This window comes from Paraglaciecola sp. MB-3u-78, assembly GCF_002835935.1.
In the GTDB taxonomy this organism is placed as follows: Bacteria; Pseudomonadota; Gammaproteobacteria; order Enterobacterales; family Alteromonadaceae; genus Paraglaciecola.
The window spans coordinates 149,704-174,608 of sequence record NZ_PJCF01000001.1 but is presented as its reverse complement, the minus strand read 5'-3'; the positions used below and the strand labels follow the sequence as shown (position 1 = coordinate 174,608).

At 40.5% G+C, this 24,905-nt stretch carries 22 protein-coding genes, 3 tRNA genes and 1 pseudogene; 24 read left to right on the top strand and 2 right to left on the bottom strand.

Going from position 1 to position 24,905, the window contains the following annotated elements; translation table 11 throughout:
* Positions 1 to 30 precede the first annotated feature (30 nt).
* The 15 genes from flhF to CXF95_RS00725 all read left to right on the top strand — a co-directional run bounded on the left by flhF (position 31) and on the right by CXF95_RS00725 (position 15,623).
* Positions 31 to 1,362, top strand: coding sequence for a flagellar biosynthesis protein FlhF (flhF, locus tag CXF95_RS00795; protein WP_101196934.1), 1,332 nt, complete (start codon positions 31 to 33; stop codon positions 1,360 to 1,362).
* A complete protein-coding gene (locus tag CXF95_RS00790; protein ID WP_101196933.1) occupies positions 1,359 to 2,225 on the top strand; it encodes a MinD/ParA family protein in 867 nt (288 codons plus the stop codon). The genes flhF and CXF95_RS00790 overlap by 4 nt, the downstream gene beginning before the upstream one ends.
* Positions 2,222 to 2,953 carry an RNA polymerase sigma factor FliA gene (locus tag CXF95_RS00785; RefSeq protein WP_101196932.1) on the top strand — a complete coding sequence of 244 codons (732 nt, stop codon included), beginning with the start codon at positions 2,222 to 2,224 and terminating at the stop codon, positions 2,951 to 2,953. Before CXF95_RS00790 ends, CXF95_RS00785 begins: the two co-directional genes overlap by 4 nt.
* A gap of 56 nt (positions 2,954 to 3,009) precedes the next feature.
* Positions 3,010 to 3,393, top strand: coding sequence for a chemotaxis response regulator CheY (cheY, locus tag CXF95_RS00780; RefSeq protein WP_101196931.1), 384 nt, complete (start codon positions 3,010 to 3,012; stop codon positions 3,391 to 3,393).
* A 29-nt stretch (positions 3,394 to 3,422) separates the two neighbouring features.
* The gene (locus CXF95_RS00775; protein WP_198556453.1) at positions 3,423 to 4,187 is read left to right on the top strand and encodes a protein phosphatase CheZ; all 765 of its coding nucleotides are present in this window, start codon (positions 3,423 to 3,425) and stop codon (positions 4,185 to 4,187) included.
* Positions 4,188 to 4,199: 12 nt separating this feature from the next.
* Positions 4,200 to 6,326: a chemotaxis protein CheA gene (locus tag CXF95_RS00770; RefSeq protein ID WP_101196930.1), complete on the top strand. Its 2,127-nt coding sequence runs from the start codon at positions 4,200 to 4,202 to the stop codon at positions 6,324 to 6,326.
* 66 nt (positions 6,327 to 6,392) lie between these two features.
* A complete protein-coding gene (locus CXF95_RS00765) occupies positions 6,393 to 7,505 on the top strand; it encodes a chemotaxis response regulator protein-glutamate methylesterase (protein WP_101196929.1) in 1,113 nt (370 codons plus the stop codon).
* A gap of 98 nt (positions 7,506 to 7,603) precedes the next feature.
* On the top strand, positions 7,604 to 8,383 hold the full coding sequence (locus CXF95_RS00760) for a ParA family protein (protein ID WP_101196928.1): 780 nt from the start codon (positions 7,604 to 7,606) through the stop codon (positions 8,381 to 8,383).
* On the top strand, positions 8,380 to 9,093 hold the full coding sequence (locus CXF95_RS00755) for a chemotaxis protein CheW (protein ID WP_101196927.1): 714 nt from the start codon (positions 8,380 to 8,382) through the stop codon (positions 9,091 to 9,093). Before CXF95_RS00760 ends, CXF95_RS00755 begins: the two co-directional genes overlap by 4 nt.
* Positions 9,094 to 9,117: 24 nt before the next feature.
* Positions 9,118 to 9,612, top strand: coding sequence for a chemotaxis protein CheW (locus tag CXF95_RS00750; protein WP_101196926.1), 495 nt, complete (start codon positions 9,118 to 9,120; stop codon positions 9,610 to 9,612).
* Positions 9,613 to 9,720: 108 nt separating this feature from the next.
* Positions 9,721 to 10,143: a DUF2802 domain-containing protein gene (locus CXF95_RS00745; protein ID WP_101196925.1), complete on the top strand. Its 423-nt coding sequence runs from the start codon at positions 9,721 to 9,723 to the stop codon at positions 10,141 to 10,143.
* A 149-nt stretch (positions 10,144 to 10,292) separates the two neighbouring features.
* The gene (gene metA / locus CXF95_RS00740) at positions 10,293 to 11,213 is read left to right on the top strand and encodes a homoserine O-succinyltransferase (protein ID WP_101196924.1); all 921 of its coding nucleotides are present in this window, start codon (positions 10,293 to 10,295) and stop codon (positions 11,211 to 11,213) included.
* Positions 11,214 to 11,285: 72 nt separating this feature from the next.
* Positions 11,286 to 12,344 carry a homocysteine S-methyltransferase family protein gene (locus tag CXF95_RS00735; RefSeq protein ID WP_198556467.1) on the top strand — a complete coding sequence of 353 codons (1,059 nt, stop codon included), beginning with the start codon at positions 11,286 to 11,288 and terminating at the stop codon, positions 12,342 to 12,344.
* 9 nt (positions 12,345 to 12,353) lie between these two features.
* The gene (gene metH, locus CXF95_RS00730) at positions 12,354 to 15,017 is read left to right on the top strand and encodes a methionine synthase (protein ID WP_101196922.1); all 2,664 of its coding nucleotides are present in this window, start codon (positions 12,354 to 12,356) and stop codon (positions 15,015 to 15,017) included.
* Between the two features lie 15 nt (positions 15,018 to 15,032).
* Positions 15,033 to 15,623, top strand: coding sequence for a DUF938 domain-containing protein (locus CXF95_RS00725; protein ID WP_101196921.1), 591 nt, complete (start codon positions 15,033 to 15,035; stop codon positions 15,621 to 15,623).
* 20 nt (positions 15,624 to 15,643) lie between these two features.
* Here the strand turns inward: CXF95_RS00725 and CXF95_RS00720 are convergent, their stop codons facing one another.
* Entirely contained in the window at positions 15,644 to 16,810 is a 1,167-nt protein-coding gene (locus CXF95_RS00720; RefSeq protein ID WP_101196920.1) for a GNAT family N-acetyltransferase, read from the bottom strand.
* A gap of 130 nt (positions 16,811 to 16,940) precedes the next feature.
* Here CXF95_RS00720 and CXF95_RS00715 point away from each other — a divergent pair, with 130 nt between their 5' ends.
* Together CXF95_RS00715 and CXF95_RS30220 are read left to right on the top strand one after the other, a co-directional pair.
* Complete coding sequence (locus CXF95_RS00715; protein WP_232787555.1) at positions 16,941 to 17,213, top strand: regulatory protein RecX; 273 nt, start codon at positions 16,941 to 16,943, stop codon at positions 17,211 to 17,213.
* Between the two features lie 16 nt (positions 17,214 to 17,229).
* A pseudogene (locus CXF95_RS30220) lies at positions 17,230 to 17,301 on the top strand (hypothetical protein); the annotation flags it as partial.
* Positions 17,302 to 17,367: 66 nt separating this feature from the next.
* Here the strand turns inward: CXF95_RS30220 and CXF95_RS00705 are convergent.
* Complete coding sequence (locus tag CXF95_RS00705) at positions 17,368 to 18,621, bottom strand: DDE-type integrase/transposase/recombinase (protein WP_101196919.1); 1,254 nt, start codon at positions 18,619 to 18,621, stop codon at positions 17,368 to 17,370.
* A 200-nt stretch (positions 18,622 to 18,821) separates the two neighbouring features.
* Between CXF95_RS00705 and alaS the strand changes: the two genes are divergently transcribed.
* The 7 genes from alaS to oadA all read left to right on the top strand — a co-directional run bounded on the left by alaS (position 18,822) and on the right by oadA (position 24,905).
* Positions 18,822 to 21,419: an alanine--tRNA ligase gene (gene alaS, locus CXF95_RS00700; protein WP_101196918.1), complete on the top strand. Its 2,598-nt coding sequence runs from the start codon at positions 18,822 to 18,824 to the stop codon at positions 21,417 to 21,419.
* A gap of 169 nt (positions 21,420 to 21,588) precedes the next feature.
* Complete coding sequence (gene csrA / locus CXF95_RS00695) at positions 21,589 to 21,804, top strand: carbon storage regulator CsrA (RefSeq protein ID WP_101196917.1); 216 nt, start codon at positions 21,589 to 21,591, stop codon at positions 21,802 to 21,804.
* Between the two features lie 307 nt (positions 21,805 to 22,111).
* Positions 22,112 to 22,201, top strand: a tRNA-Ser gene (locus tag CXF95_RS00690).
* A gap of 126 nt (positions 22,202 to 22,327) precedes the next feature.
* Positions 22,328 to 22,404, top strand: a tRNA-Arg gene (locus CXF95_RS00685).
* Positions 22,405 to 22,467: 63 nt separating this feature from the next.
* Positions 22,468 to 22,544 (top strand) — tRNA-Arg (locus tag CXF95_RS00680).
* A 278-nt stretch (positions 22,545 to 22,822) separates the two neighbouring features.
* Complete coding sequence (locus CXF95_RS00675) at positions 22,823 to 23,089, top strand: OadG family protein (protein ID WP_101197128.1); 267 nt, start codon at positions 22,823 to 22,825, stop codon at positions 23,087 to 23,089.
* Positions 23,090 to 23,114: 25 nt separating this feature from the next.
* Positions 23,115 to 24,905: a sodium-extruding oxaloacetate decarboxylase subunit alpha gene (gene oadA / locus CXF95_RS00670; RefSeq protein ID WP_101196916.1), complete on the top strand. Its 1,791-nt coding sequence runs from the start codon at positions 23,115 to 23,117 to the stop codon at positions 24,903 to 24,905.

The window sequence follows — 24,905 nt, the reverse complement described above, 5'->3', positions numbered from 1 at the left end:
AGCCGTAATGTTGGTATTTAAAGGGTATATATGAAAATTAAACGTTTTTATGGCAAAGACATGCGAGATGCACTCAAACAAGTGAAAGACGAGTTGGGTGGTGACGCAGTTATTATGTCAAATAAAAAATATGCTGACGGTATTGAGATAATGGCCGCCTATGACAATGAACCTGATGCTCCGCTATTGACTGAAAAAGAAGCGCCCAAAGTTCAAGCTAACTTATCTAGAAAAACCCCTACTTTGAGTGAAATCATTGGTGATACTGGGCCTGATAGTCTAAAAGCATTATTAGAAAAACAGTCACAAGCTGCCTCCCCCTTAAAAATTAAAGGCGTTAAGCCGGCATATAAAGCGCAGCCCCAAGCTTATTCTGACAATGCTATTGCTGTACCTTCTCCTGAATCTTCGGATTCACAGCAAAATACCCAGCAACAAGATGCCTTTAAAGAAATGCGTCAAGAGTTATCGTCTTTGCGCCACATTTTGCAATTTCAGGTATCTGGGTTAATTGAACAAGAAAAGAACCGTAAACACCCGTTACATGGATATTTATTGCAAAGGTTACAGCAAATGGGAATTTCGGATGCTTTAGCTGAAGAAGTGGTGTCTTATGCGCCAGAAGCTGCAGATGAGAGACAATCTTGGCTGTTCCTGCTGAAACTTTTGGCAAATAGATTACAAACCAAACATGATGATATCTTATCTCAACCTGGGGTGGTGGCATTGATGGGACCAACAGGCACGGGTAAAACAACCACTATCGCCAAACTCGCGGCTCAAGCAGCACATAAATTTGGCGTCGAACAAGTGGCGATTATTACCTTGGATAATTACCGAATTGGTGCCTACGAACAAATTGCAACCTACGGTAAAATCATTGGCTGTAGTGTTAAACAAGCACAAAATTCCAATGAACTATCAGATTTACTTTATCAATTTAGAAATAAACGTTTAGTATTGGTAGATACAGCAGGATTTAGCCAAAAAGACGCTAGGCTAATCAAACAGTTAAATACTATGAGACAGAATTCTTGTGCTAATATCAAGCATTATTTAGTAATGCAGGCTAACTGCCAGTACCGCGTCATGCAACAAACAGTAAATGAGTATCGACAGATTTCTTTACAAGGGTGTATATTGACTAAATTAGATGAATGTTACAGTTTAGGAGAGGCAATCAGCGTGGCAATTGAGAACAAATTACAAATTTGTTATTTGGCTGACGGGCAACGGGTACCAGAAGATTTGCAATCTGCAAGCACAAAATTTTTAATTACTAGTGCAGCGAAGCTTTATAAAAAATTCGGTTTAATTCATAATGCACCTAATCACATTAATAACGCAGCAGTGGCAGTATGATTGAGGACCAAGCAAGTAGCTTAAGAAGAATGAATCAATCTAGGTTAATAAAAGTAATAGCCGTGACAGGTGGGAAGGGCGGAGTAGGGAAAACTAATGTTACCCTCAATACCGCTATATCACTTGCACAACAAGGCAAAAGAGTCATGGTGTTGGATGCTGATTTAGGCTTAGCCAATGTTGACGTGCTTTTAGGCCTTCGGGTAGAAAAAAATCTGTCTCATGTGTTATCGGGTGAGTGCACCTTAGATGAGGTGTTAGTAGAAGGCCCCTACGGGATCAAGATTGCACCGGCAACGTCTGGTAGTCAATCGATGACAGAGCTTACTCCGACAGAACACGCGGGTCTTATTCGGGCTTTTAGTGAATTACAATCGCAAATTGATGTGTTAATTGTTGACACTGCGGCCGGTATTTCAGACATGGTATTGAGTTTTTCTAAGGCTTCTCAGGACATTATGATGGTGGTCTGTGACGAACCAACCTCTCTTACCGATGCGTATGCACTGATTAAAATCCTGAATAAAGAACATGGCGTATTTCGTTTTAAAATTGTTGCCAATATGGTTCGCAGTATGCGTGAAGGTGATGAATTGTTTTCTAAATTGACTAAAGTGACTAATCGATTTTTAGATGTGGCACTAGAACTTGTGGCCGTTATCCCATTTGATGAGAATGTTCGTAAGTCTGTCAGAAAACAAAAAGCGATAGTTGAAGCCTTTCCGACATCACCTGCAGCTATGGCTATTCGAAAACTCGCTAAAAAAGCGATTGAGTGGCCCATCCCTAATCAACCAGGTGGCCATTTGGAATTTTTCCTTGAACAATTGGTCACTAAAAAAGACGTGGGTGAGAACCAGTGAATAGTAAAGCTGCTGCTTATCAACAACTTGCCGATAAGAATGGGTTGGTTGAAAGACATGCATCATTGGTTAAACGAATTGCACATCATTTGATTGCGCGTTTACCAGCCAGTGTCTTGGTAGACGATCTGATTCAAGCTGGTATGATAGGTTTATTAGAAGCGTCACGAAATTTTGATGGAAGTAAAGGGGCAAGTTTCGAAACGTTTGCAGGGATCCGAATTAGGGGATCCATGTTAGATGAAATACGTAAAGGGGATTGGACACCACGTTCTGTTCACAAGAATGGTCGCGCTATAACCGAAGCTATTAATAAAGTCGAAAGAGAAACAGGTCGTGATGCCCGCGATTTAGATATTGCTGAAAAATTACAAGTCAGTATTGAAAGTTATCATCAAATGTTAAATGAAGTGAATGCTGGTAAAATCATTGGCATGGAAGACTTAGGTGTAACTGAAGATGTTATCACGACAGAACAAACAAAAGGTTCAGACACGCCCTTTGAAGATTTTCTTCAAGGTTCTTTTCAAAAGGCACTGGCCCATGCTATTACAACATTACCAGAGCGTGAGGCAATTGTGTTGTCTCTATACTATGATGAAGAGCTGAACTTACGAGAAATTGGTGAAGTACTAGATGTGAGTGAGTCTAGAGTGAGTCAAATACATAGCCAAGCCATGCTGAAACTTAAGTCTCGCATGCAATATTGGCGTTCTAACGACAAATAATTATGGCAATAAAGTTGGGTTTTAACCTAAGGGTTTAAACTCTAACGGAGGTGGTTTTGGATAAAAAGATGAAGATCCTTGTTGTTGATGACTTTTCAACAATGCGAAGGATTATCAAGAACTTACTTAAAGATCTTGGCTTTGCAAATATACAAGAAGCAGACGATGGCAGTACTGCATTACCTATGTTGCAGCAAGGTGATTTTGATTTTGTGGTAACCGACTGGAACATGCCCGGCATGCAAGGTATAGATTTACTTAGAGCTATTCGCGCAGATGCTAATTTAAAACATATTCCTGTGTTGATGGTGACTGCCGAAGCGAAAAAGGAACAAATTATTGCTGCCGCGCAAGCTGGCGTAAATGGGTATGTTATTAAACCTTTTACTGCAGCAACATTAAAAGAGAAATTAACAAAAATCTTCGAACGACTTGGTTAAATTCAGGCTAACCTGATAGGAATGACTGTATGAAAACCTTGAATACTGCGCCAATTTCTCTTGTCGACGCAAAAAAATTAGTGACATTAATAGAAAGTGGGGATAACCAAGGCGCTCAAGAATTACTTGAATATTCAGGCGCTCAAACTTCAGTTGAGTTATTCGCTGAAGTGGGAAAATTGACGCGTCAACTCCATGATTCATTGAATAATTTCCAACTTGACCCCCGTATAGTTAATATGGCTAACGAGGATATTCCAGATGCTCAAACACGACTTAATTATGTCATAGAAGCAACTGAAGAGGCGGCAAATAAAACCATGGATTTGGTCGATTCTTGTATGCCCATCGCAGATACACTGCATGATGGGATCGTTAAGATTATGCCTGAATGGAATAAAATGATTGCACGAGAATTGCAATTGGGAGAGTTTAATCTACTTGTAAAAGAAGTGGATAGTTTTCTTAACAATGGTAGTAATGACTCTGCTAAATTGACAGGCCTGTTAACTGAAGTATTAATGGCCCAAGGTTATCAAGATTTAACTGGCCAAGTTATCAGGCGCGTTATCGAGTTAGTTAAAGAAGTTGAAGATAATTTAGTCTACATGCTCACTATGTTTGGCGGCGTTGAACCTGAAAATGCTGCCGAGGTTGCTGAAAAGCTTAACAAATCTGAGAATGAAGCCGATATAATTAAGGCTGAAGGTCCAATATTGGATGCCGACAGCAGAGAAGATGTAGCGTCGGATCAAGACGACGTAGATGATTTGCTTTCGAGTCTGGGATTTTAGGGAGGCTATAATATGGCTTTTGATGTTGACGAGGAAATACTAGCTGACTTTCTGGTTGAAGCCGGGGAGATCTTAGAGTTATTACAAGAACAGCTCGTCGAATTAGAAAATAATCCAGAAGATTCGAATCTGCTTAATGCTATCTTTAGGGGTTATCATACCGTTAAGGGGGGGGCTGGATTTTTATCACTGACCGAGTTAGTTGATATCTGTCATGGCGCAGAAAACGTTTTTGATGTAATGCGTAATGGTCAACGTACCCTAACGCCTGAACTAATGGATGTAATATTACAAGCCACTGATGAAGTAGTACAAATGTTCGATCTCGTCAAAGCCGGTGACCCACTGGTCGCTGCTGAAAAGGGCCTTATTGAAACACTGACCAGACTCAGTAAACCAGAATCAGCCGACGAAGCCGCCCCTGCAAATAAATCTAAAGCTGCAGTTGATGAAACCGCAACTAATGATGAAGTAGCAAGCGATTCTGGTGATTTTAGTGAAGATGAATTTGAAGCGTTGTTAGATGAGTTGCATGGCAATAATGCACCGGCTGCGAAGGAAACAACAGCGGTAGATGAAACCTCTTCAAATAATCAAGATATTAGTGATGATGAATTCGAGGCGCTCCTTGACCAGTTACATGGTAAAGGTCAGTTTAAAGGCGAAGAGAAAGCTGAAACTGAAAAGGTAACCGCGGATCCCGTTGTTCCTCAACAAAGCGCCTCTGGTGACGATATTTCTGATGATGAATTTGAAGCCTTATTAGATCAACTTCATGGCAAAGGTAAAGGCCCTGTTGAAGACGTGCCTGAAAAGCCAGCCACTGTTAAAGAAACAAAACTAGCCGTTAAGCCAGCTGAAGTTGAAAACGTTGACACTCCTCCTAAGGTGGTTACTCCTCCTAATAAAGTAGCAGTAGCTTCATCTGTAGTGACCCCAAAAGAAGAAAAAAAAGCGGCGGCTCCTCAAGCAGAAACAACGGTAAGAGTTGACACAAAACGCCTAGACCAGATTATGAATATGGTTGGCGAATTGGTATTGGTCAGAAACCGGCTATTGAGTCTTAGTAATAATGTAAACGATGAAAGCATGGCTAAGACCATTGCTAATTTAGACGTGGTAACAGGTGACTTGCAAGGCGCGGTGATGAAGACGCGTATGCAGCCCATTAAGAAAGTCTTTGGTCGTTTTCCTCGGGTTGTACGAGACCTTGCTAGAACATTAAAAAAAGAAATTACTCTTGTACTTGAAGGTGAAGAAACGGATTTAGATAAAAATTTGGTTGAAGCTTTAGCCGATCCCTTAGTGCATTTAGTACGAAATTCCGTTGACCATGGTATTGAAATGCCTGAAGAGAGGAAGGCTGCAGGTAAACCGACTATGGGCACAGTTAAGTTGTCAGCTTCTCAAGAAGGTGACCATATTCTATTGAGTATTATCGACGATGGTAAAGGCATGGACCCTGATAAACTCAAGGAAATTGCTGTTTCTCGTGGTGTTATGGATGCTGATGCAGCCGCAAGAATGACTGATGTTGAAGCATTTAATTTGATTTTTGCACCCGGTTTTTCAACTAAAACCGAAATATCTGAAGTATCAGGCCGTGGTGTCGGTATGGATGTGGTAAAAACCAAAATCAATCAGTTGAACGGATCCGTCAATATTGATTCTAAGATGGGTGTTGGTACAACACTTGAGATTAAAGTGCCATTGACCTTGGCAATATTGCCGACATTGATGATAGTGATTGGTGAACAAACTTTCGCTCTGCCACTAGGGTCTGTGAATGAAATAATCAACCTAGATATGCAAAAAACCAATACCGTTGATAGCCAGTTAACTATGATTGTCCGCTCCAAAGCTATTCCATTATTTTATTTGGGAGAGTGGTTAGCAAGAGGAGAGGTTAATATTGATAAAACTACAGGACATGTTGTTGTAGTGCAAATTGGTACAAAACAACTTGGTTTTGTGGTTGACGCACTTATTGGCCAAGAAGAAGTTGTCATTAAACCTCTAGATGAGCTTCTCCAAGGTACCCCGGGTATGGCGGGAGCGACTATAACCAGTGATGGTGGGATTGCACTGATATTAGATGTGCCGGGTTTACTAAAAAGATATGCCGCAAAAAAATCATAGATGCTTGTGTTTTTGATACACCTAACGTGAATTTGATAGTGATACAAATAGGTAATATAGGCGAAAATGGTTTATAAGATTTTAATAGTTGATGATTCAACTTTTTTTCGCCGTAGAATAAAACAGATACTTGAAAAAGACTCTGAATTAGAGGTGGTAGGTGAAGCTAAAAATGGTGAGGAAGCGTTAGCACTTGTTGTTTCTTTAAAGCCTGATGTTGTGACAATGGATATAGAAATGCCGGTCATGGATGGCATTACAGCTGTGAAGAGAATAATGGCCAGCAATCCTGTTCCTATTATTATGTTCTCATCACTGACGCAAGAAGGTGCACAATCAACATTGGATGCATTGGATGCCGGAGCGTTAGATTTTCTCCCAAAGAAATTCGAAGACATTGCTCTAAACAGAAAAGAAGCTATTCTGTTGCTACAAAACCGTGTTAAAGCCCTGTGTGGTAGAAAGTTGTTTGGGACCAGTTCTTTGTCAAGAACACGCTTATCTTCATCTCGTTCTCCAACACTGCTGCAGACCAAGAATGTAAGTGGAATTGCAAGCAAATTAGATACAAAGACCAATTTTAAAGCGACTACTTCAAGTCACTATACTTGTTTAGCTATTGGTGCCTCTACAGGCGGACCTGTGGCTTTACAGAAAATTTTGACAGAGTTACCTGTTAATTTCCCTGTTCCGGTGTTAATGGTGCAACATATGCCGGGTTCTTTTACTCAAGCATTTGCTAAACGCTTAAATGATTTATGTGATGTGACCGTAAAAGAAGCTGCTCATGGTGACATTTTGACTCCCGGCGTGTGTTATCTGGCGCCAGGTGGGAAACAAATGATCGTAGAGGGCAGGGCAGGTAATGCAAGAGTGATTATCTCTGACCCGGAGCGTTTTACCTCTGCTGCTTATAAGCCAAGTGTTGACGTGACTTTTGAATCTTTGGCTCAGGTTTATACAGGTAATGTACTTGCGATTATATTAACGGGCATGGGGGCTGATGGCCGTGAAGGTTGCAAAATATTAAAAGCCAAAGGTGCTAAAATATGGGCGCAAGATGAGAAGAGTTGCGTTGTTTATGGGATGCCACAGGCCGTAACTGTAGCCAATATATCCCAAGCGAATTATGATATTGCCCATATGGCAAGTCATATAAAAAACGAAATACTAGACTAGGGTCAAAGGAGCACTTTGGGTGTTTTTCAAAATATGAATATTGACCTAAATGTCATTAGATTAGCAATGACCATCATATATAAAGTGTGGTCATTGGTGTGGTAGTTTGGACGGTCGCAAATCATAAAGGTGGAGTAGGTAAAACTACCACAACTGTTACACTTGGCGGTTTGTTGGCGCAATGTGAAAAACGAGTGATATTAGTTGATACCGATCCACAAGCCTCATTAAGTTATTATTTTGGTGTTGATTCAGAAGAATTATCTACCAGTTTATACAACATATTTATGGCTGGAAAGTCTGTTACTAAAGATGATGTCTTAAACTGTTTATGCCCAACAAAATTAGACTCTTTATTTATTTTGCCAGCGACAATGGCTTTAGCGACTCTTGACAGGAAGTTAGGTACAAAAAGTGGGATGGGACTCATTTTGCGCCAAGCCTTGGAGCTCATTAGTGATGAGTTCGACTACGCTATTATTGATTGTCCACCTGTTTTAGGAGTGTTGATGATTAATGCTTTAGCAGCTTGTGACAGGGTTGTTATCCCAGTGCAGACCGAATTTTTAGCTTTAAAAGGTTTGGATAGAATGATGCACTCCATGGAGATAATGCAAAAATCATTAGCCAAAACTTTTGCTTATACTATAGTGCCGACAATGTACGATAAACGTGTCAACGCAGCAACTAAAGCCTATAGCACCTTGACTCGCACTTACAAAGAGGGTGTTTGGGTTGGGTTAATTCCAATTGACACAAGATTTAGAGATGCCAGTCAGGCGCAAAGTCCGCCTTCTGTATATTGTCCGAAATCTCGAGGGGTTTTCGCTTATGCTAAATTACTGAGTTACTTACAAAAATTGGAAACACAAACATGAGTAGTAATCCCTTCGCTAACGAAGATGTGATGGAAGATTACATGTCAGCCTTGTTGACAGAAGAACCTATTATTGAAGATGCTCAACGCCAGTCTGTTGAGCAGTTGTTAAAAACCGCGCCTAAACCAAGAACCGAGCCTTTTATTCAACCAGCAGAAGAACCTGTTGAAACTGTGCCAGTGATTTCTAAAGTTCTAGAGCTGCAGGTCGAAAAAAAGCTAGTAGAAGTAAAAACGCCAGCAAAAGTGGTTAAACCTATTATTCCTGCAGGGGAATTTCAAGTGTTACTGTTTGAGGTTGCCGGTATGACTTTGGCTGTAGCATTGACAGAGTTAGGTGGAATACACCAGATTGAAAGTGTCAATCCACTATTTGGTAAACCTGCTTGGTTTAAAGGCGTTTTGTTACATCGTGATGAAAAATATAACGTGGTCGATACCGCCAAATGGATAATGCCTAAAAAATCTGCTGAAAAGCTGGCAGAAGCAACAGAATATAAATATCTTATAGTGTTAGGTGAAAGTGGTTGGGGGTTAGGCTGTGAAAGCTTAATTGCCACTGAAATATTGTTACCAGATGAAGTGAAATGGCGAAATGTCGAAGGTAGTCGTTCATGGTTATCTGGCATGGTTAAAAAGAAAATGTGTGCCTTGATGAATGTGCAGCAGTTGATTAACATGTTGAACCAAGGTTTAAGCAGTAACGATTAGCCTATTTGGGCCGGAGCAATGTGAATGAGTGACGACAGAAATTCAAGTAATGCAGCAGCCGCAAACGGTGATGAAGTGCTGCAATGGGTTACCTATAAATTAGGTGACGAGACATACGGTATTAATGTGATGCAAGTACAAGAAGTCCTGCGTCATACCGAAATCGCTCCAGTACCAGGCGCTCCAGACTATGTTTTGGGGATTATTAATTTAAGGGGCAACGTTGTCACCGTCATCGATACACGTTCACGCTTTGGGTTACCTTCCTCTGATATTTCAGATAATAGCCGTATAGTGATTATTGAGTCTGATGAACAAGTAGTTGGTATTCTGGTCGACAGTGTCGCTGAAGTGGTGTATTTGCGATCTTCGGAAATAGACAGTGCACCGAATGTGGGTACCGAAGACAGTGCCAAGTTTATTCAAGGTGTTAGCAACAGAGATGGGCAATTGCTTATCCTAGTTGACTTAAATAAATTACTGAATGATGAAGAGTGGACCGAAATTACTAATATCTAAGTGCAAAAAGTGCAAAACTTAGGCCGCACGTTTCATTACGGCGTAGTATTCATGCTTTCGTTATAAGTGATAAGTGATAAGTGTTTTGTTGCCCTTTTAGAGAGGATTATGAGTTTTCCATTATTACTAAGCTTAACCGCACTAGTTGTCTCCATTGTTGGTTTAACTTGGTTGATCGTGCGATTTAAACGTTTTAAATCGCAACTCGAAACTATTGAATCTCAAAGCCATTCACTGTCAGAGCTAAGCCAAAAAGTGAATAACCTGAGTGAAGAAACACATGAAATTCGAAGCGGAAATTACGGGGTTATTAGTCGTGTCAAAGAGCTTGTTCAGCAAGTAGATAATTTACAGAGCGCCCAACAAAAATTAGCCGAAAATCTAGTAGAACAAGACCCTCAAAGCCGTTTTTACAGCAAAGGTGCTAAGCTCATTAGCCAAGGTGCTAGTCTCGAAGACGTGATGCGAGAATGTGATATGCCAGCAGCTGAGGCGGAGTTACTCTTCAATCTGCACAATAAACAAAAATAATCCTCCAAACTTTGTGAGTTATTTGCCCTGTCTAAGACTGATTTGCACATATCTATATTTTTTCATTTAGACGTCTAGACGTAAAGATGTTGACTTTTTTAGCGTATTGAGCCAGATTTGTTGGTATCATTTTCAGCCTTAGATCCGTTATGCCGATTAGAATTCCAAGTAATTTGCCTGCACAAAATGTCTTAAACAAAGAAAATATCTTTATTATGGATACCCAGCGTGCCGCGACACAAGATATCAGGCCAATGGAAGTGGGTATCTTGAATTTGATGCCGAACAAAATGGAAACTGAAGAGCAGTTTTTACGTTTGTTATCAAATACACCTTTGCAGGTTAATATCGATTTAATTCGTATTGATAACCAAGCGCCCAAAAATACCCCAGCAGCACACATGGATAATTTTTATGTGGCGTTTGATGATGTTGCCAATAAAAAATATGACGGTTTAATTGTGACTGGAGCGCCACTGGCACATCTTGCCTATCAGGATGTGAAGTATTGGGAAAAAATGACCGTCATCATGGATTGGGCACGTCGCAATGTGCAGTCTACTTTATTTTCATGTTGGGCGGCACATGCAGCCATTTATCATTTCTTTGGTAAAAACAGGGCACTTCGTGATCACAAGTTAAGCGGTGTTTATCGCCACTTTGTGCAAAATGAGCACGATGAATTACTCAGAGGTTTTGATCCAGCCTTTTACGCGCCGCAATCACGTTATGGCGAAATAAGTATGGCAGACTACGCCTCTATACCTGGACTGAATGTATTGGCTAAGTCAGAGGAGGGCGGAGCTTATATAGTGGCGTCTGAAGATAAACGTTTGGTGTTTGTGACGGGGCATCCTGAATACGACCCTGAGAGTTTAAAACAAGAATACCAAAGAGATTTATCGACTAATGCTCAACCACAAATCCCAGTAAACTATTTCGTTGATAATGATCCAAATAAAGAGCTTATGGTCAGTTGGCGAGCTCATGGTAGCTTATTGTTTACTAATTGGCTGAATTATTACGTTTACCAAAATACCCCTTATGACTTGGCTCAGCTTTCTGAGTAAAAAAAGTTAATTTATACAGCGTAGTTATTTTTTATAGTGAAATAATAAAGAGGAATGACATTGAGTCAGCGAATGGCCCCAAAACAACGAGAAGAACAACTGATTGAAGCTGCAAACAAACGTATTTTGTTACTTGATGGTGCCATGGGCACCATGATCCAAGAATATAAATTCGAAGAACAGGATTACCGGGGTGAACGTTTTGCTGATTGGCATTTTGATGTTAAAGGTAATAATGATTTATTAGTATTGACTCAGCCTAATATTATCTTTGACATTCACTGCGCATATCTTGAGGCCGGTGTTGATATTATTGAAACTAATACATTCAATGCCACTACTATTTCCATGGCTGATTATAATATGCAGGCGTTGGCAAAAGAGATAAATATTGCAGCGGCAAAATTAGCTAGAAAAGCAGCAGATAAATTTACTGCCCAAACACCAGATAAACCTAGATTTGTTGCAGGTGTATTAGGACCTACTAGTCGAACAGCCTCTATTTCTCCCGACGTCAACGACCCTGCTAAACGTAACGTCACTTTTGATGAGTTGGTTGAAGCTTATATAGAGTCCACCCATGGACTGATTGAAGGTGGTGCGGATTTGATTATGGTGGAAACCATTTTTGACACCCTAAATGCTAAGGCTGCAGTATTTGCGATACAAACGGTTTTCGAACAACTGAGTGTAAAGTTACCCGTTATGATTTCAGGCACTATTACCGATGCCTCTGGTCGAACATTGTCTGGTCAAACGGCTGAAGCTTTTTATTATTCGATGAATCATGTAGATCCGTTTTCTTTTGGCTTAAATTGCGCATTGGGTCCTGACTTATTGCGCCAATATGTGGATGAAATATCCCAAATATCCGAATGTTTTGTTTCCGCTCATCCTAATGCAGGTTTACCCAATGAGTTTGGTGAATATGATATGGAAAGTGACGAAATGGCTTTGCACATTAAGGAGTGGGCAGAGTCAGGATTATTAAATATTGTGGGTGGATGTTGTGGTAGCACACCAAAACACATTGCGGCCATGGCTGATGCTGTAAAAGGTTACGCGCCTCGTAAAATAGTAAAAAGAGAGGTGAAAATGCGCCTGTCTGGTTTAGAACCTTTTGTCCATTAGGCGGTTGTGATGAATAAAAATGAAATAGATATTGAGCAACCCATTCTCGGCAAAGGGAAGTCTTCAGCAAATTTTATCAATGTGGGTGAACGAACCAACGTTACCGGTTCTGCCATGTTTAAACGTTTGATCCTTGACGATGATTATGAAAAAGCCTTAGATGTTGCACGCCAGCAAGTTGAAAATGGTGCGCAGATAATAGATATCAATATGGATGAAGCCATGTTGGACTCTGAAGCCGCGATGACGCGATTTTTGAACCTGATTGCTTCTGAACCTGATATTTCTCGAGTGCCTATCATGATTGATTCATCCAAATGGACGGTTATCGAGGCAGGTTTAAAGTGTGTGCAAGGCAAAGCCATAGTTAATTCTATTAGCTTGAAAGAAGGTGAAGAAAACTTTCTGAATCAAGCTAAGTTGTTAAAGCGATATGGTGCTGCCACGGTAGTTATGGCATTTGACGAGAAAGGTCAGGCCGATACTGAAGACCGCAAATTCGAGATATGTGAACGTAGTTATAAATTACTCACTGAAAAAATTGGCTTCCCCCCACAAGACATCATCTTTGACCCAAATATTTTTGCAGTAGCAACAGGCATTGAAGAACATAACAATTATGCCGTAGATTTTATCAATGCGACTCGGCGTATCCGTCAAAATTTGCCCCATGCTCATATATCAGGTGGCTTATCCAACGTGTCTTTTTCTTTTCGTGGCAATAATCCAGTTCGTGAAGCGATGCATTCGGTGTTTTTATATCATGCTATTCAAGCGGGAATGGATATGGGTATTGTGAATGCCGGACAATTGGAAGTGTACGACCAAATCCCTCCAGAGCTAAAAGAAGCGGTGGAGGACGTGATCTTAAATCGTCATGACCAAGCTACGGATCGGCTTTTAGAACTTGCTCCCAAATATCAAGGCGATGGTAAAGTACTGGTTAAAGACAACCTTGAATGGCGCGATTTGCCCGTCAATAAACGTCTTGAACACGCATTGGTTCGCGGCATTATGGACTTTATAGAGGAAGATACTGAAGAAGCACGTCTTGCAGCAGAAAAACCATTACATGTTATCGAAGGACCATTGATGGATGGTATGAATGTAGTCGGTGATTTGTTTGGTGAGGGCAAAATGTTTCTGCCCCAAGTGGTCAAATCTGCTCGTGTGATGAAAAAGGCGGTATCTTATCTTAATCCGTATATCGAACTTGAAAAAGACAAAGGTAGCAGTAACGGCAAAATTTTATTGGCCACAGTAAAAGGGGACGTTCACGATATAGGGAAAAACATTGTGGGCGTAGTGCTGCAATGTAATAACTTTGAGATCATCGACCTTGGGGTGATGGTGCCTTGCGCAAAATTATTACAAGTGGCCAAGGACGAAAATGTCGATATGATTGGCCTGTCTGGACTGATTACCCCTTCTCTTGATGAAATGGTCTACGTGGCCAAAGAAATGCAACGTCTAGACTTTGACTTACCATTATTAATTGGGGGGGCGACCACGTCCAAAGCCCATACCGCAGTGAAAATTGAGCAACATTATCATCACCCAGTGGTTTACGTACCCAATGCCAGCCGCGCAGTGGGCGTATGTCAGAAACTGATCACTGCGGAAAATCGTGCTATATACGCAGAAGAACTAAAACTAGATTATGAAAAAGTGCGCGAGCAACACGCCAAGAAAAAGCCTCGCACCCGCCCCGTAACATTAGAGCAAGCCCGTGAGAATGGTTTTAAGTTTGACTGGGATAGCTATCAGCCACCTGTACCCAATCAGTTGGGAGTGACCGCTGTGAGTATTGGATTGGCTGAGCTGGTTGATTACATCGATTGGACGCCGTTTTTCTTAACTTGGTCTTTGGCGGGTAAATATCCGCGCATTTTGCAAGACGAAGTAGTTGGCAAAGAAGCACAAATTCTATTTGCTGATGCACAGGCCATGTTAAAAACCTTATGTAATAACCCTAAGCTTAAAGCCAGCGGTGTCATAGGTATATTCCCAGCTAATCGAGTGCAAGACGATATTCAAGTTTATGCTGATGAAAGTCGCAGTGAAGTAACTCACGTTGCACACCACCTTCGCCAACAAACTGAAAAGCCTAAAGGCGCCAATAACTGTTTAAGCGATTTTATTGCGCCTAAGTCTTCAGGAAAAGCCGATTATCTTGGCGCATTTGCGGTGACAGCAGGTACTTGGGAAGATGGTTTGGCCAAAGAATACGAAAATGACGGTGATGATTACAATTCTATAATGGTTAAATCTCTTGCCGATAGATTTGCAGAAGCCTTTGCCGAATATTTGCACAAAAAAGTGCGCAAAGAAATCTGGGGGTATGTACCTGATGAGACGTTATCAAATGAAGAGCTTATTCGTGAAAAATATCAAGGTATTCGACCTGCCCCAGGTTATGCAGCTTGCCCTGAACACACCGAGAAACAATTGATTTGGGATCTGCTGGATACTGAAAAAAATACGGGTATGAAATTAACTGAGAGTTATGCCATGTGGCCTGGTGCTGCTGTATCTGGCTTTTATTTCTCTCATCCAAAGTGTCGTTATTTTGCAGTGGCACAAATACAAGAAGATCAATTGCTCGATTATGCTGCTCGTAAAGGCTGGGATAGATTAGAAGCTGAAAAGTGGTTAGGGCCTAACCTTCAATAGATAATGGAAAATACCATGTTCGATAAACCTTTCAGCCAAGCGTGCGAAAATAACAAACAACCTATTTTTGAGATATTGAGTAGGGTTTTAGTCGATACAAAAAACCTGTTAGAAATTGGTTCTGGGACAGGGCAACATGCCGCGCATTTTGCTCCTAGGCTCACGTATCTGGAGTGGCACACTAGCGATATGCCTGATAAACATCTTGGTATAGTAGCGTGGCTAGAAGAGGTAGACGTGGACAATCTGCATCAACCTGTGTCATTTACTATCGGCGCTTCTAGTGTTTGGCCACTAACCAATATTGATGCTGTGTATACAGCGAATACCACGCATATTATGCAACCATCAGAAACACAACTGATGATGCAGTTAGTGGCTGATAACTTGCCCAGTGGTGGCGTATTCTGCCAATACGGCCCGTATAATTTTCAAGGACAATATAGCAGTGAGTCTAACAAAGCCTTTGACCAACATCTAAGGGAACAAGGTTGTGGTGGTATCCGTGATATTGACGAATTGACCCTTTGGGCCAAACCTTTGGTTCTCATTGAGACCGTCCCAATGCCAGCGAATAACTTTATGTTAGTCTGGCAAAAACAATAAAGATTTTTACCAGACTACGTTTAGCTAACTTCTGTTTGTTTAAAAGGTAAAAGCTTTTCAGCATTATTTTTGTATTGTGTGATTTGTATGTTTTCTTGTTGAATAAATCGCTCAACTGCCTCGTGAAATGGCAATTCTTTAAGTGAATGGTTTGAGTAACAGTAAATAGGTTCAAAGCCCCTAAGTATCTTATGCTCTCCTTGAGTGCCGGGGTTAAACTGAGCAATATTTTGTTCAATGCAAAATTCGATGCCTTGGTAGTAACAACACTCAAAATGTAAGCTGTGAATTTCCTCTAAAGCACCCCAGTATCGACCACACAGTTGATTTTGATCAAATAAAAATAGTGCGCTGGCAATAGGTTGCTCACCTTTTAATGCGATAACTAACATTAAATTGTGATGTAAATCCTTAAAAATTTGCTGGAAAAAAACCTCGGTTAAATAACCATCATGACCGCTGCGTTTTAAATAGGTTTGTTTATAGCAATGGTAAAAAAATTCCATGTTTTCTTCGGTTAAATTGTCTCCATGCAAACGAACTACTTTTATTCCTTCACTTGTGACTTTAAGACGTTCTTTTTTTACATTCTTTCTTTTACGTGAATTAAAATGTGTTAGGTAGTCTTCAAAAGATGAATATTGACGATTGAACCATTGAAATTGCACCCCTTGGCGTTGAACTTGGCCATGCTCGTGGAGTAACTGGCTAATATCTTGTTCCACAAATAACCAATGCATGGAAGACATGCCGGACAATGCTAATTGATTAGCGAGCTCTTGGCACAGAATGGGTAACAGTTGCTGTTTATCTACTTTAGCGTTGAGCATTAACCTTGCGCCAGTCACTGGAGTAAAAGGTATGGCGGCCACTAATTTAGGATAATAGTTAACGCCATATTGTCGATAAGTGTTTGCCCAAGCGAAATCAAATACATATTCTCCGTAACTATGAGTTTTTTTGTATAAGGGTAAGATGCCAACAGGCTCGGAATTTTGATAAATTACTAAATGAAAAGGCTGCCACCCAGATTTTCCGCCAACCGACCCTGAGGTTTCTAAGGCATGCAAAAAAGGGTATTGACAAAAGGGGCTGCTGCCATTAGCTAAGTCATCCCAAACTGTTTGACCAATTTCTTCAATTGAGGTATTAAATTTGAATGTATATTTTGAGCTTGATATTGACAATATTGGGCCTAACCTTTTGCTAAATTTGCTTGACTAATATGGCAGAGAATGAAGTTAAGATCATTAAATATACCATCACTAGGTTGCTTGCGGGGCGCGAGCATAGTAAACATGAATTACTCAAGAAGTTTTGCTACGTGACTTTGAGCGTCATCTTTGCGTCGAATGGATAGAAAAATTTAATCAGAGTAATCTACAAAGTAATGAGAGGTTTGCAGAATCTTTGATCCGAGGTCGTTCGAATAAAGGTATAGGCGAGTTAAGAATACGTAATGAATTAAAAGAACATCAAATTTCTGAAGAAATTGTGGCTGCAGCAATGAGTGAACTGAGTATCGATTGGTTTGAGTTAGCAGTCAAAGTGTTTAAAAAAATATGCGGGTACCCCTGCTACAGATTTTAAAGAGCAGCAGAAACAACAACGATTTTTATATTATCGAGGTTTTACCCATGAACAAATTCGCTATGGGATTACATCGTCAAAATATTAACGCTCTTAAGTGCAAACACTAGCCAGTATATTCCAATTAACAAATGAGTCTTAAGTAAGTAAATTTTTAGGCTCGTTTATTCTGTTCAAAGATCTGGTTAAATAATTCATTACGTTCTTTTTGAAGTAATTCAGCACAAGCATTATCTGTCATTTCCATAGCTTGCTCATCTAGTATTTCAAAATGAAAGTCTGCTTTCAAATATGTTTTGGCATTGGGTAAAGATTTTAGTTTTTCATAGGGCGTCATCATACTTTTGTAAGGGTAAGTTTTACGTTGTTTCCCTTTATCATCAGTGGTGACTTCAGGAAAGAAACAAGGTCTATGATAATTGATATACGGGTAAAGATATTTTAAATTAAACGTATTGATTAACGGTGCCCATTTCTGTGGAATATGTGTGTAACCAAACTGTTTTCTTACAATTGATGCATTTTTACTTTCTGCTAAGGCATTATCGTTTGAGTGTCTTGAGCGTGATTTAGTGAGCTCTATTTCAAGTTTGGTGAGTAATTTACACACGTGTTTGTTGATGTATTCAGAGCCATTATCTGAATGAAACCCTTTGATAATAAAAGGAAATGCGGCCATCATTTGCGTTAGTACTGGAATGAGGTAACGCTCACTAATACGTTCAACTGAGCAAACAACCTCAAACTGTGTCACCTCATCAACTGCATTAATATGATACACGCCTTTTTGTTTATCTAGGTCTCCTTGGTGCACGGTATCAATACGAATATAGCCAGGCTCGCCGTTGGGTTGAGGTTTACGCCGTTCGCCAATAGGCACTTGTCTTGATTGTGTTTTTGTGAAGTGTCTGCGTTGTTTTTGGTAGCCTTGAGAGTGCCTCAAGTTATATAAATGTGAAACAGAGATAGTGGCAAGCATTTGGTATTCTGATTGCTCAAACGTATTGTAGGCACGCTCCAACAGCTTTTTAGTGGCATGACCACAGATATCATCATGCCTTGCGTCCATTTCAGCCAGTAGCTTAATATCCTTTGTACTGTAAATGGTTGAAAAGCCGTTAGTTCGGCAAGGTTGCCAGTTAATTCTGCCGACGTCCTTGTATTGTTTTATCAATCGAGTGAGTTGCTGCCGCGAGTAGCCTGTCACCTTTTTAAGGTATTGATTGACGATCCCTTTGTCGGTTTTTTTTAACGTGATATAGCGAAATTTTATCAATGTTTTTTGAATGAATTGATATCGCTGATTTTTATCACCTAAAACGGTAAAGGCGACGGCTTGGTTACCTTGAATAAAGCGTTCAAGCTCTTCAATAGTGGTGAGGTTTTCTATATTCATGATCGCTTGCATCTTATGATCATGAACAGAATTTAAGTCTTTAGACGCATTTCATTTTGGAAACACGCAATTAGTTAAGACTCATTTCATATTGGACAAGGCTTAGCCTTAACAAAAGTTCACTAAACTGATATCTTTGGCGCCGAACGCAGTTATTATGCCGCTTTGGGCATATTTTAACTCCATTAATTATTAATATTTCAGGATTGTAAATGAGTAAAACAACCGCCGAGATCCGGTGCGCATTTTTAGATTTTTTTGCCGCAAGAGGACATCAAAAAGTATCCAGTTCATCTTTAGTTCCTGCAAACGATCCGACGCTTTTGTTTACAAATGCTGGAATGAACCAGTTTAAAGATGTGTTTTTAGGCACCGACTCCCGTAGCTACGACAAAGCGACATCTTCGCAACGTTGTGTCCGAGCGGGTGGTAAACATAATGATCTCGAAAATGTAGGTTATACCGCTCGTCATCATACTTTTTTCGAAATGTTAGGTAACTTCAGCTTTGGTGATTACTTTAAAACTGAAGCTATTCAATATGCTTGGGATTTTTTGACCAAAGAATTAAATCTACCCAAGGACAAATTTTTGGTCACCATTTACCACGATGACGACGAAGCCTTTGACATCTGGGCAAACAAAATAGGTATTTCAGAAGACAAAATTATCCGTATTAGTACTTCAGACAATTTTTGGTCTATGGGTGATACTGGCCCTTGTGGTCCTTGTTCAGAAATATTTTATGATCACGGTGAACATATCTGGGGTGGACCTCCTGGCACCCCAGAAGAAGACGGCGACAGATTTATTGAAATCTGGAATCTGGTCTTTATGCAGTTTAATCGTCAAAGTGATGGAACTATGCAGCCATTACCTAAACCTTCTATTGATACGGGTATGGGCTTAGAGCGTATTTCAGCTATTTTACAAAATGTGCATAGCAATTATGAAATTGATCTTTTTGAGAATTTGATTGAAGCCACTGCGAATATTGTTGGGACAGACGACAAGCAAGATAAATCTTTACGTGTGATTGCAGATCATATCCGTTCTTGTAGTTTCTTGATTTGTGACGGCATTATTCCCTCCAATGAAGGCCGAGGGTATGTGTTAAGGCGTATTATTCGCAGGGCAGTAAGACATGGTAATAAACTCGGTGCCAGTGACGTGTTTTTCTATCGTCTTGTGGAGGCGTTAGAGACACAAATGGCTGACGCTTACCCTGAGCTAACGGCCAATCGCGCACTGATAGAAAAAGTATTAAAAACTGAAGAAGAACAGTTTTCTCGAACCCTTGAACGTGGCATGAGTATCCTTAACGATGCGCTTAATGAATTAACATCCGATGTGGTGCCTGGTGAATTAGTCTTTAAGCTTTACGATACATATGGTTTCCCTGCAGACTTAACCAATGACGTGGCCCGTGAAAAAGAACTGCGTATTGACGAAGAAGGTTTTCAAGTTGCTATGGCTGCTCAGCGTAAACGCGCCCAACAAGCTAGCCAATTTGATACTGATTACAATGAGCGACTAAAGTCTAATTGTACTTCTGAATTTACTGGTTATGATCAGCAAACGCAGCAGGCTAAAATTGTTGAATTGTTTGCTAACGGTCAGCAAGTGCAACAATTAAGTCCGGGTGATGAGGGTGTTGTTATACTTGATAAGAGCCCTTTTTATGCAGAATCAGGTGGTCAAACTGGAGACACTGGTGTACTTAAAATTGCTAACGGCAGTTTTGCAGTTACAGACACGGTTAAGTTGGGCAATGCAATTGCTCATAAGGGAACGGCTCACTCAGATTTTAAATTGGGTGATCTTGTGCAAGCTGAATTTGATGTTGGGCGCCGTGAAGCCATAAAATTGAATCACAGTGCTACACACCTTATGCATGCTGCGTTGAAACAAATTTTGGGCGAGCACGTAAATCAGAAAGGTTCACTGGTATCAGACGAGCGTTTTCGTTTTGATTTTTCACATTTTGAAGCGGTTACCAATGAAGAGCTTAAAAGTGTTGAAAAGCTAGTTAACGAACAAATTCGTGGCAATCATAGTTTAGAGACCAGATTAATGAATTTGGACGAGGCTAAGGCTGCAGGTGCAATGGCCTTATTCGGTGAAAAGTATTCAGAAGATGTACGTGTGGTTTCTATGGGAAAATTTTCTATGGAACTGTGTGGCGGTACACATGTCAATAGAACGGGCGATATTGGATTCTTTAAGATTGTCTCAGAGGGTGGTATTGCTGCCGGTGTCAGAAGAATAGAAGCGGTCACTGGGGGAAAAGCACTAGATACAGTTCAAAGCCAAGCCCACCAAATTAGCCAAATTGCTGGTTTATTAAAAACAGATCCACAAGGTTTGCCTGACCGTATCCAACATGTGTTAGACCAAAATAAAATAGTAGAGAGAGAATTAGAAAAGCTCAAACAACAAATAGCCAGTAATGCCACTACAGACGTGTTGTCTGAGGTTTATGAAATAAATGGCGTCAAAGTGCTGTCTACTGTGTTGCAAGGCGTTGAAGCTAAAGCACTTAGAACTATGGTTGATGACTTTAAGAACCAATTAAGTAGCGCGATAATTGTTCTGGCCGTAGCTGAAGAAAATAAAGTCAGCTTAATTGTTGGGGTAACCAAGGATTTAGTCTCTAAGGTTAGGGCAGGGGAGTTGGTCAACTTTGTTGCTCAACAAGTTGGTGGTAAAGGAGGAGGTCGTCCTGATATGGCTCAGGCAGGCGGAACTCAACCGCAAAACTTAGACTCAGCCATTGATTCAGTGCAAACTTGGTTACAAGAAAAGTTGTAAATAATACAAAATAAAAGTACAAAGTAAAAAGCTAAGAATTTTTCGGTTGTTTTTTGTGGTGACAACAAAAATAGGGAAAAACCGATTGGGTAAATTTTCTGGCGGTGCTGGTGATTTACACTAACTTTAACGAAGGAATAGTGATTTTAACGGATAATGGAGCAATAGAATGCTAATTTTAACTCGTCGTGTTGGAGAAACCCTAATGGTTGGTGATGACGTCACCGTGACCGTATTAGGTGTAAAAGGTAATCAGGTAAGAATTGGTGTGAATGCGCCTAAGGAAATATCTGTGCATCGTGAAGAAATTTATATGCGTATCCAAGCTGAAAAAAATGTTCAACTTGCCGCCCATGAACAGGCAGAAAGTACTGACGAAAACTAGTCGGTTTGGACTTAAAAAAAGCTGGGTGACCAGCTTTTTTTATGCCTAATTTTTAGCCTAGATTAATCTATGTTTTTCATCATACCTGACAAATAATAAGCACTTAATCAACAATCGTTTAAAATGCCAGCAAGCTGTCATTAACTTCATAAAAAGTGTTTGACATACTCATGTGGATCGGTAGAATCCTGCTCCTCATTTAGGAGAGGTTAATCCAAAGCCAAGGGCGTTAAAGCTTGAGGTTTAGACAGTTAATCTAGGTTAGTCGAACAGACAAACATCCGAAGATGTGTAAGATTCAAGTTCCGGAGAGGTGGGTGAGTGGCTGAAACCAGTTCCCTGCTAAGGAACCGTACGTTTATTCGTACCGAGGGTTCGAATCCCTCCCTCTCCGCCATTGAGTTTTATTGTAAAAAGTGTATTGCGCGTGTAGCTCATCGCGCCGCGACGGGCAGAATAGAGACCTAGCTACGAACCAAGTTAGGAATTTTTTATAAATTGATGGTTCAATATTTATCTTAATGCGCGTGTAGCTCAGCTGGATAGAGTACCTGGCTACGAACCAGGTGGTCGGAGGTTCGAATCCTTCCACGCGCACCATATTTTAAAGATTTTTTAGACGTTTACCGATATTTGGATATACTTCTAAAGCAAACAGTTTAAGCGCGTGTAGCTCAGCTGGATAGAGTACCTGGCTACGAACCAGGTGGTCGGAGGTTCGAATCCTTCCACGCGCACCACATACTAAAGCCTACAGATTTATCTGTGGGCTTTTTTATTTCTAGAATATTACTTTCGACGTTAACACTTAGATAATGAGATTAGACTGATTTTATAGTGGCTTATTCATCATTATGTAAGTCGTTTGTTAATGATTAAGTGAATTTGGGTAAATATTCACAATATCCGAATATTTTCTTATTCTTTATGCACTTTTCCTCTTGTCGTTTTGTTGTGTTTTCTTAGGCTGCATGGTACTTATCTCCTATTAATTTATCAATTTCGAGTTCTCCTCTGTATGCAACCAGAAGTCGCAAATGCTCTTGCTGAAGCCGCTAATTTATTATTAGTAGGAATGGTAGTCGTGTTTTTGTTTTTATCTTTGCTAATTGGTGCAATTACTTTGATTGCTTGGATAAACAAACTCATCCCTGATGCGTCGCTAAATACTATACAAAACCAAACAACCTTTAGTCACAGCTCTTTATCAAATAACCCAGGCGTGTCACCAAAGATCGTAGCTGCAATAAGTACAGCTATCTCTGAGCATAGACAGTCACATTAGTTTAATATTTTAAGGAAGAATCCCTATGCGTAAACCATTAGCAATTACAGAAGTTGTATTGCGTGACGCTCACCAATCATTACTTGCGACCAGAATGCGTCTGGAAGACATGTTACCTATTGCAAGTAAATTAGACGACATTGGCTATTGGTCACTAGAAACATGGGGTGGGGCGACGTTTGATGCTTGCATTCGCTATTTGGGAGAAGATCCATGGGATCGGATTCGACAGCTTAAAAAGGCCATGCCAAAAACTAAGCAACAAATGTTGTTACGTGGCCAGAATCTTCTAGGTTATCGCCACTATGCAGATGATGTAGTGGAAAAGTTTGTTGAACGAGCTCATGCAAATGGCGTTGATGTGTTCCGCATATTTGATGCGATGAACGATATTCGTAATCTACAAACTGCGGTTAAAGCTGCGATTAAACAAGGTGCACATGCCCAAGGAACCATGTCTTACACAGTGTCACCTGTTCATTCCTTGCAAACTTGGTTAGATATGGCCAACGAATTACAAGATATGGGTGTGCATTCAATTTGTATAAAAGATATGGCGGGCTTGCTAAAGCCTTACGAATGTGAAGAGTTGGTGACTAGATTAAAAGAGTCCATCGAAGTGCCTATTGCCATGCATTGTCATGCAACAACGGGCTTGAGCGCCGCAACCTACCAAAAAGCGATTGATGCGGGCATCGATATTTTAGATACGTCTATTTCATCTATGAGCATGACTTATGGGCATACTGCGACAGAAACTATCGTGTCTATTGTTGAAGGTACCGAGCGTGATACTGGTTTGGCATTACCTGCTTTTACTGAGATTGCTAGTTACTTCCGTGATGTGCGTAAAAAATATGCACAGTTCGAAGGCAGCCTTAAAGGTATTGACGCACGTATTTTAATTGCACAGGTGCCTGGCGGCATGTTAACCAACATGGAAAGCCAGCTAAAAGAGCAGGGTGCTGAAGATAAAATGGATGAGGTCCTGCTAGAAATTCCGAAAGTAAGAGAAGATCTCGGTTTTATTCCTTTGGTAACACCGACGTCACAGATTGTCGGGACTCAGTCTGTCATTAACGTAATAACAGGTGAACGTTACAAAAGCATCAGTAAAGAAACCGCAGGCGTTCTCAAAGGTGAATATGGTGCGACTTCTGCACCCGTTAATAAGGAACTGCAATTACGTGTATTGGATGGCAAAGAAGCCATTACATGTCGCCCAGCAGATTTATTAAAAGACGAGCTGTCTGCGCTGACCACTGAACTCAAAACTATTGCCAAAAAAGAATCTTTCCAAACAGCAGATGATTTGGTGGATGATGTGTTGACCTATGCGTTATTTCCGCAAATTGGCTTGAAGTTTCTTAAAAATAGAAATAACCCAGATGCATTTGAGCCCGCACCTAGTGAAACATCACAAATTGTCACAAGTACTATTGTTTCACCTAAAGCACAAAACTCCGGCGCGACGGCATATTCCGTTCGTGTAGACGGTCAAGTATTTGAGGTAGAAGTGGCACAAAGTGGTACGTTAACAAATGTGCAAGCGGCGTCTCATGCTTCGCCTGTGCCACAAGTCACTAGAGTACCTTCTGAATCAGGGCAAGCATTAAATTCACCTTTGGCAGGGAACATTTTTAAAGTGTTAGTTAAAGACGGTGATGTCGTCAATTCTGGTGACGTAGTGATCATTATGGAAGCCATGAAAATGGAAACCGAAATTCGATCATCTGTATCAGGTGTGGTATCCAATATCTCAACTAAAGAGGGTGATGCTGTGCAAACGGGTCAACCTTTATTAGTCATAGGATAA

What these genes read in the sequence shown, in the direction of transcription:
- flhF (WP_101196934.1), top strand. Translation starts at nt 31, where the DNA reads ATGAAAATTAAACGTTTTTATGGCAAAGACATGCGAGATGCACTCAAA.
- CXF95_RS00790 (WP_101196933.1), top strand. Translation starts at nt 1,359, where the DNA reads ATGATTGAGGACCAAGCAAGTAGCTTAAGAAGAATGAATCAATCTAGG.
- CXF95_RS00775 (WP_198556453.1), top strand. Translation starts at nt 3,423, where the DNA reads ATGAAAACCTTGAATACTGCGCCAATTTCTCTTGTCGACGCAAAAAAA.
- CXF95_RS00770 (WP_101196930.1), top strand. Translation starts at nt 4,200, where the DNA reads ATGGCTTTTGATGTTGACGAGGAAATACTAGCTGACTTTCTGGTTGAA.
- CXF95_RS00765 (WP_101196929.1), top strand. Translation starts at nt 6,393, where the DNA reads ATGGTTTATAAGATTTTAATAGTTGATGATTCAACTTTTTTTCGCCGT.
- CXF95_RS00755 (WP_101196927.1), top strand. Translation starts at nt 8,380, where the DNA reads ATGAGTAGTAATCCCTTCGCTAACGAAGATGTGATGGAAGATTACATG.
- CXF95_RS00750 (WP_101196926.1), top strand. Translation starts at nt 9,118, where the DNA reads ATGAGTGACGACAGAAATTCAAGTAATGCAGCAGCCGCAAACGGTGAT.
- CXF95_RS00745 (WP_101196925.1), top strand. Translation starts at nt 9,721, where the DNA reads ATGAGTTTTCCATTATTACTAAGCTTAACCGCACTAGTTGTCTCCATT.
- metA (WP_101196924.1), top strand. Translation starts at nt 10,293, where the DNA reads ATGCCGATTAGAATTCCAAGTAATTTGCCTGCACAAAATGTCTTAAAC.
- CXF95_RS00735 (WP_198556467.1), top strand. Translation starts at nt 11,286, where the DNA reads ATGGCCCCAAAACAACGAGAAGAACAACTGATTGAAGCTGCAAACAAA.
- metH (WP_101196922.1), top strand. Translation starts at nt 12,354, where the DNA reads ATGAATAAAAATGAAATAGATATTGAGCAACCCATTCTCGGCAAAGGG.
- CXF95_RS00725 (WP_101196921.1), top strand. Translation starts at nt 15,033, where the DNA reads ATGTTCGATAAACCTTTCAGCCAAGCGTGCGAAAATAACAAACAACCT.
- CXF95_RS00705 (WP_101196919.1), bottom strand. Translation starts at nt 18,621, where the DNA reads ATGCAAGCGATCATGAATATAGAAAACCTCACCACTATTGAAGAGCTT.
- alaS (WP_101196918.1), top strand. Translation starts at nt 18,822, where the DNA reads ATGAGTAAAACAACCGCCGAGATCCGGTGCGCATTTTTAGATTTTTTT.
- csrA (WP_101196917.1), top strand. Translation starts at nt 21,589, where the DNA reads ATGCTAATTTTAACTCGTCGTGTTGGAGAAACCCTAATGGTTGGTGAT.
- CXF95_RS00675 (WP_101197128.1), top strand. Translation starts at nt 22,823, where the DNA reads ATGCAACCAGAAGTCGCAAATGCTCTTGCTGAAGCCGCTAATTTATTA.
- oadA (WP_101196916.1), top strand. Translation starts at nt 23,115, where the DNA reads ATGCGTAAACCATTAGCAATTACAGAAGTTGTATTGCGTGACGCTCAC.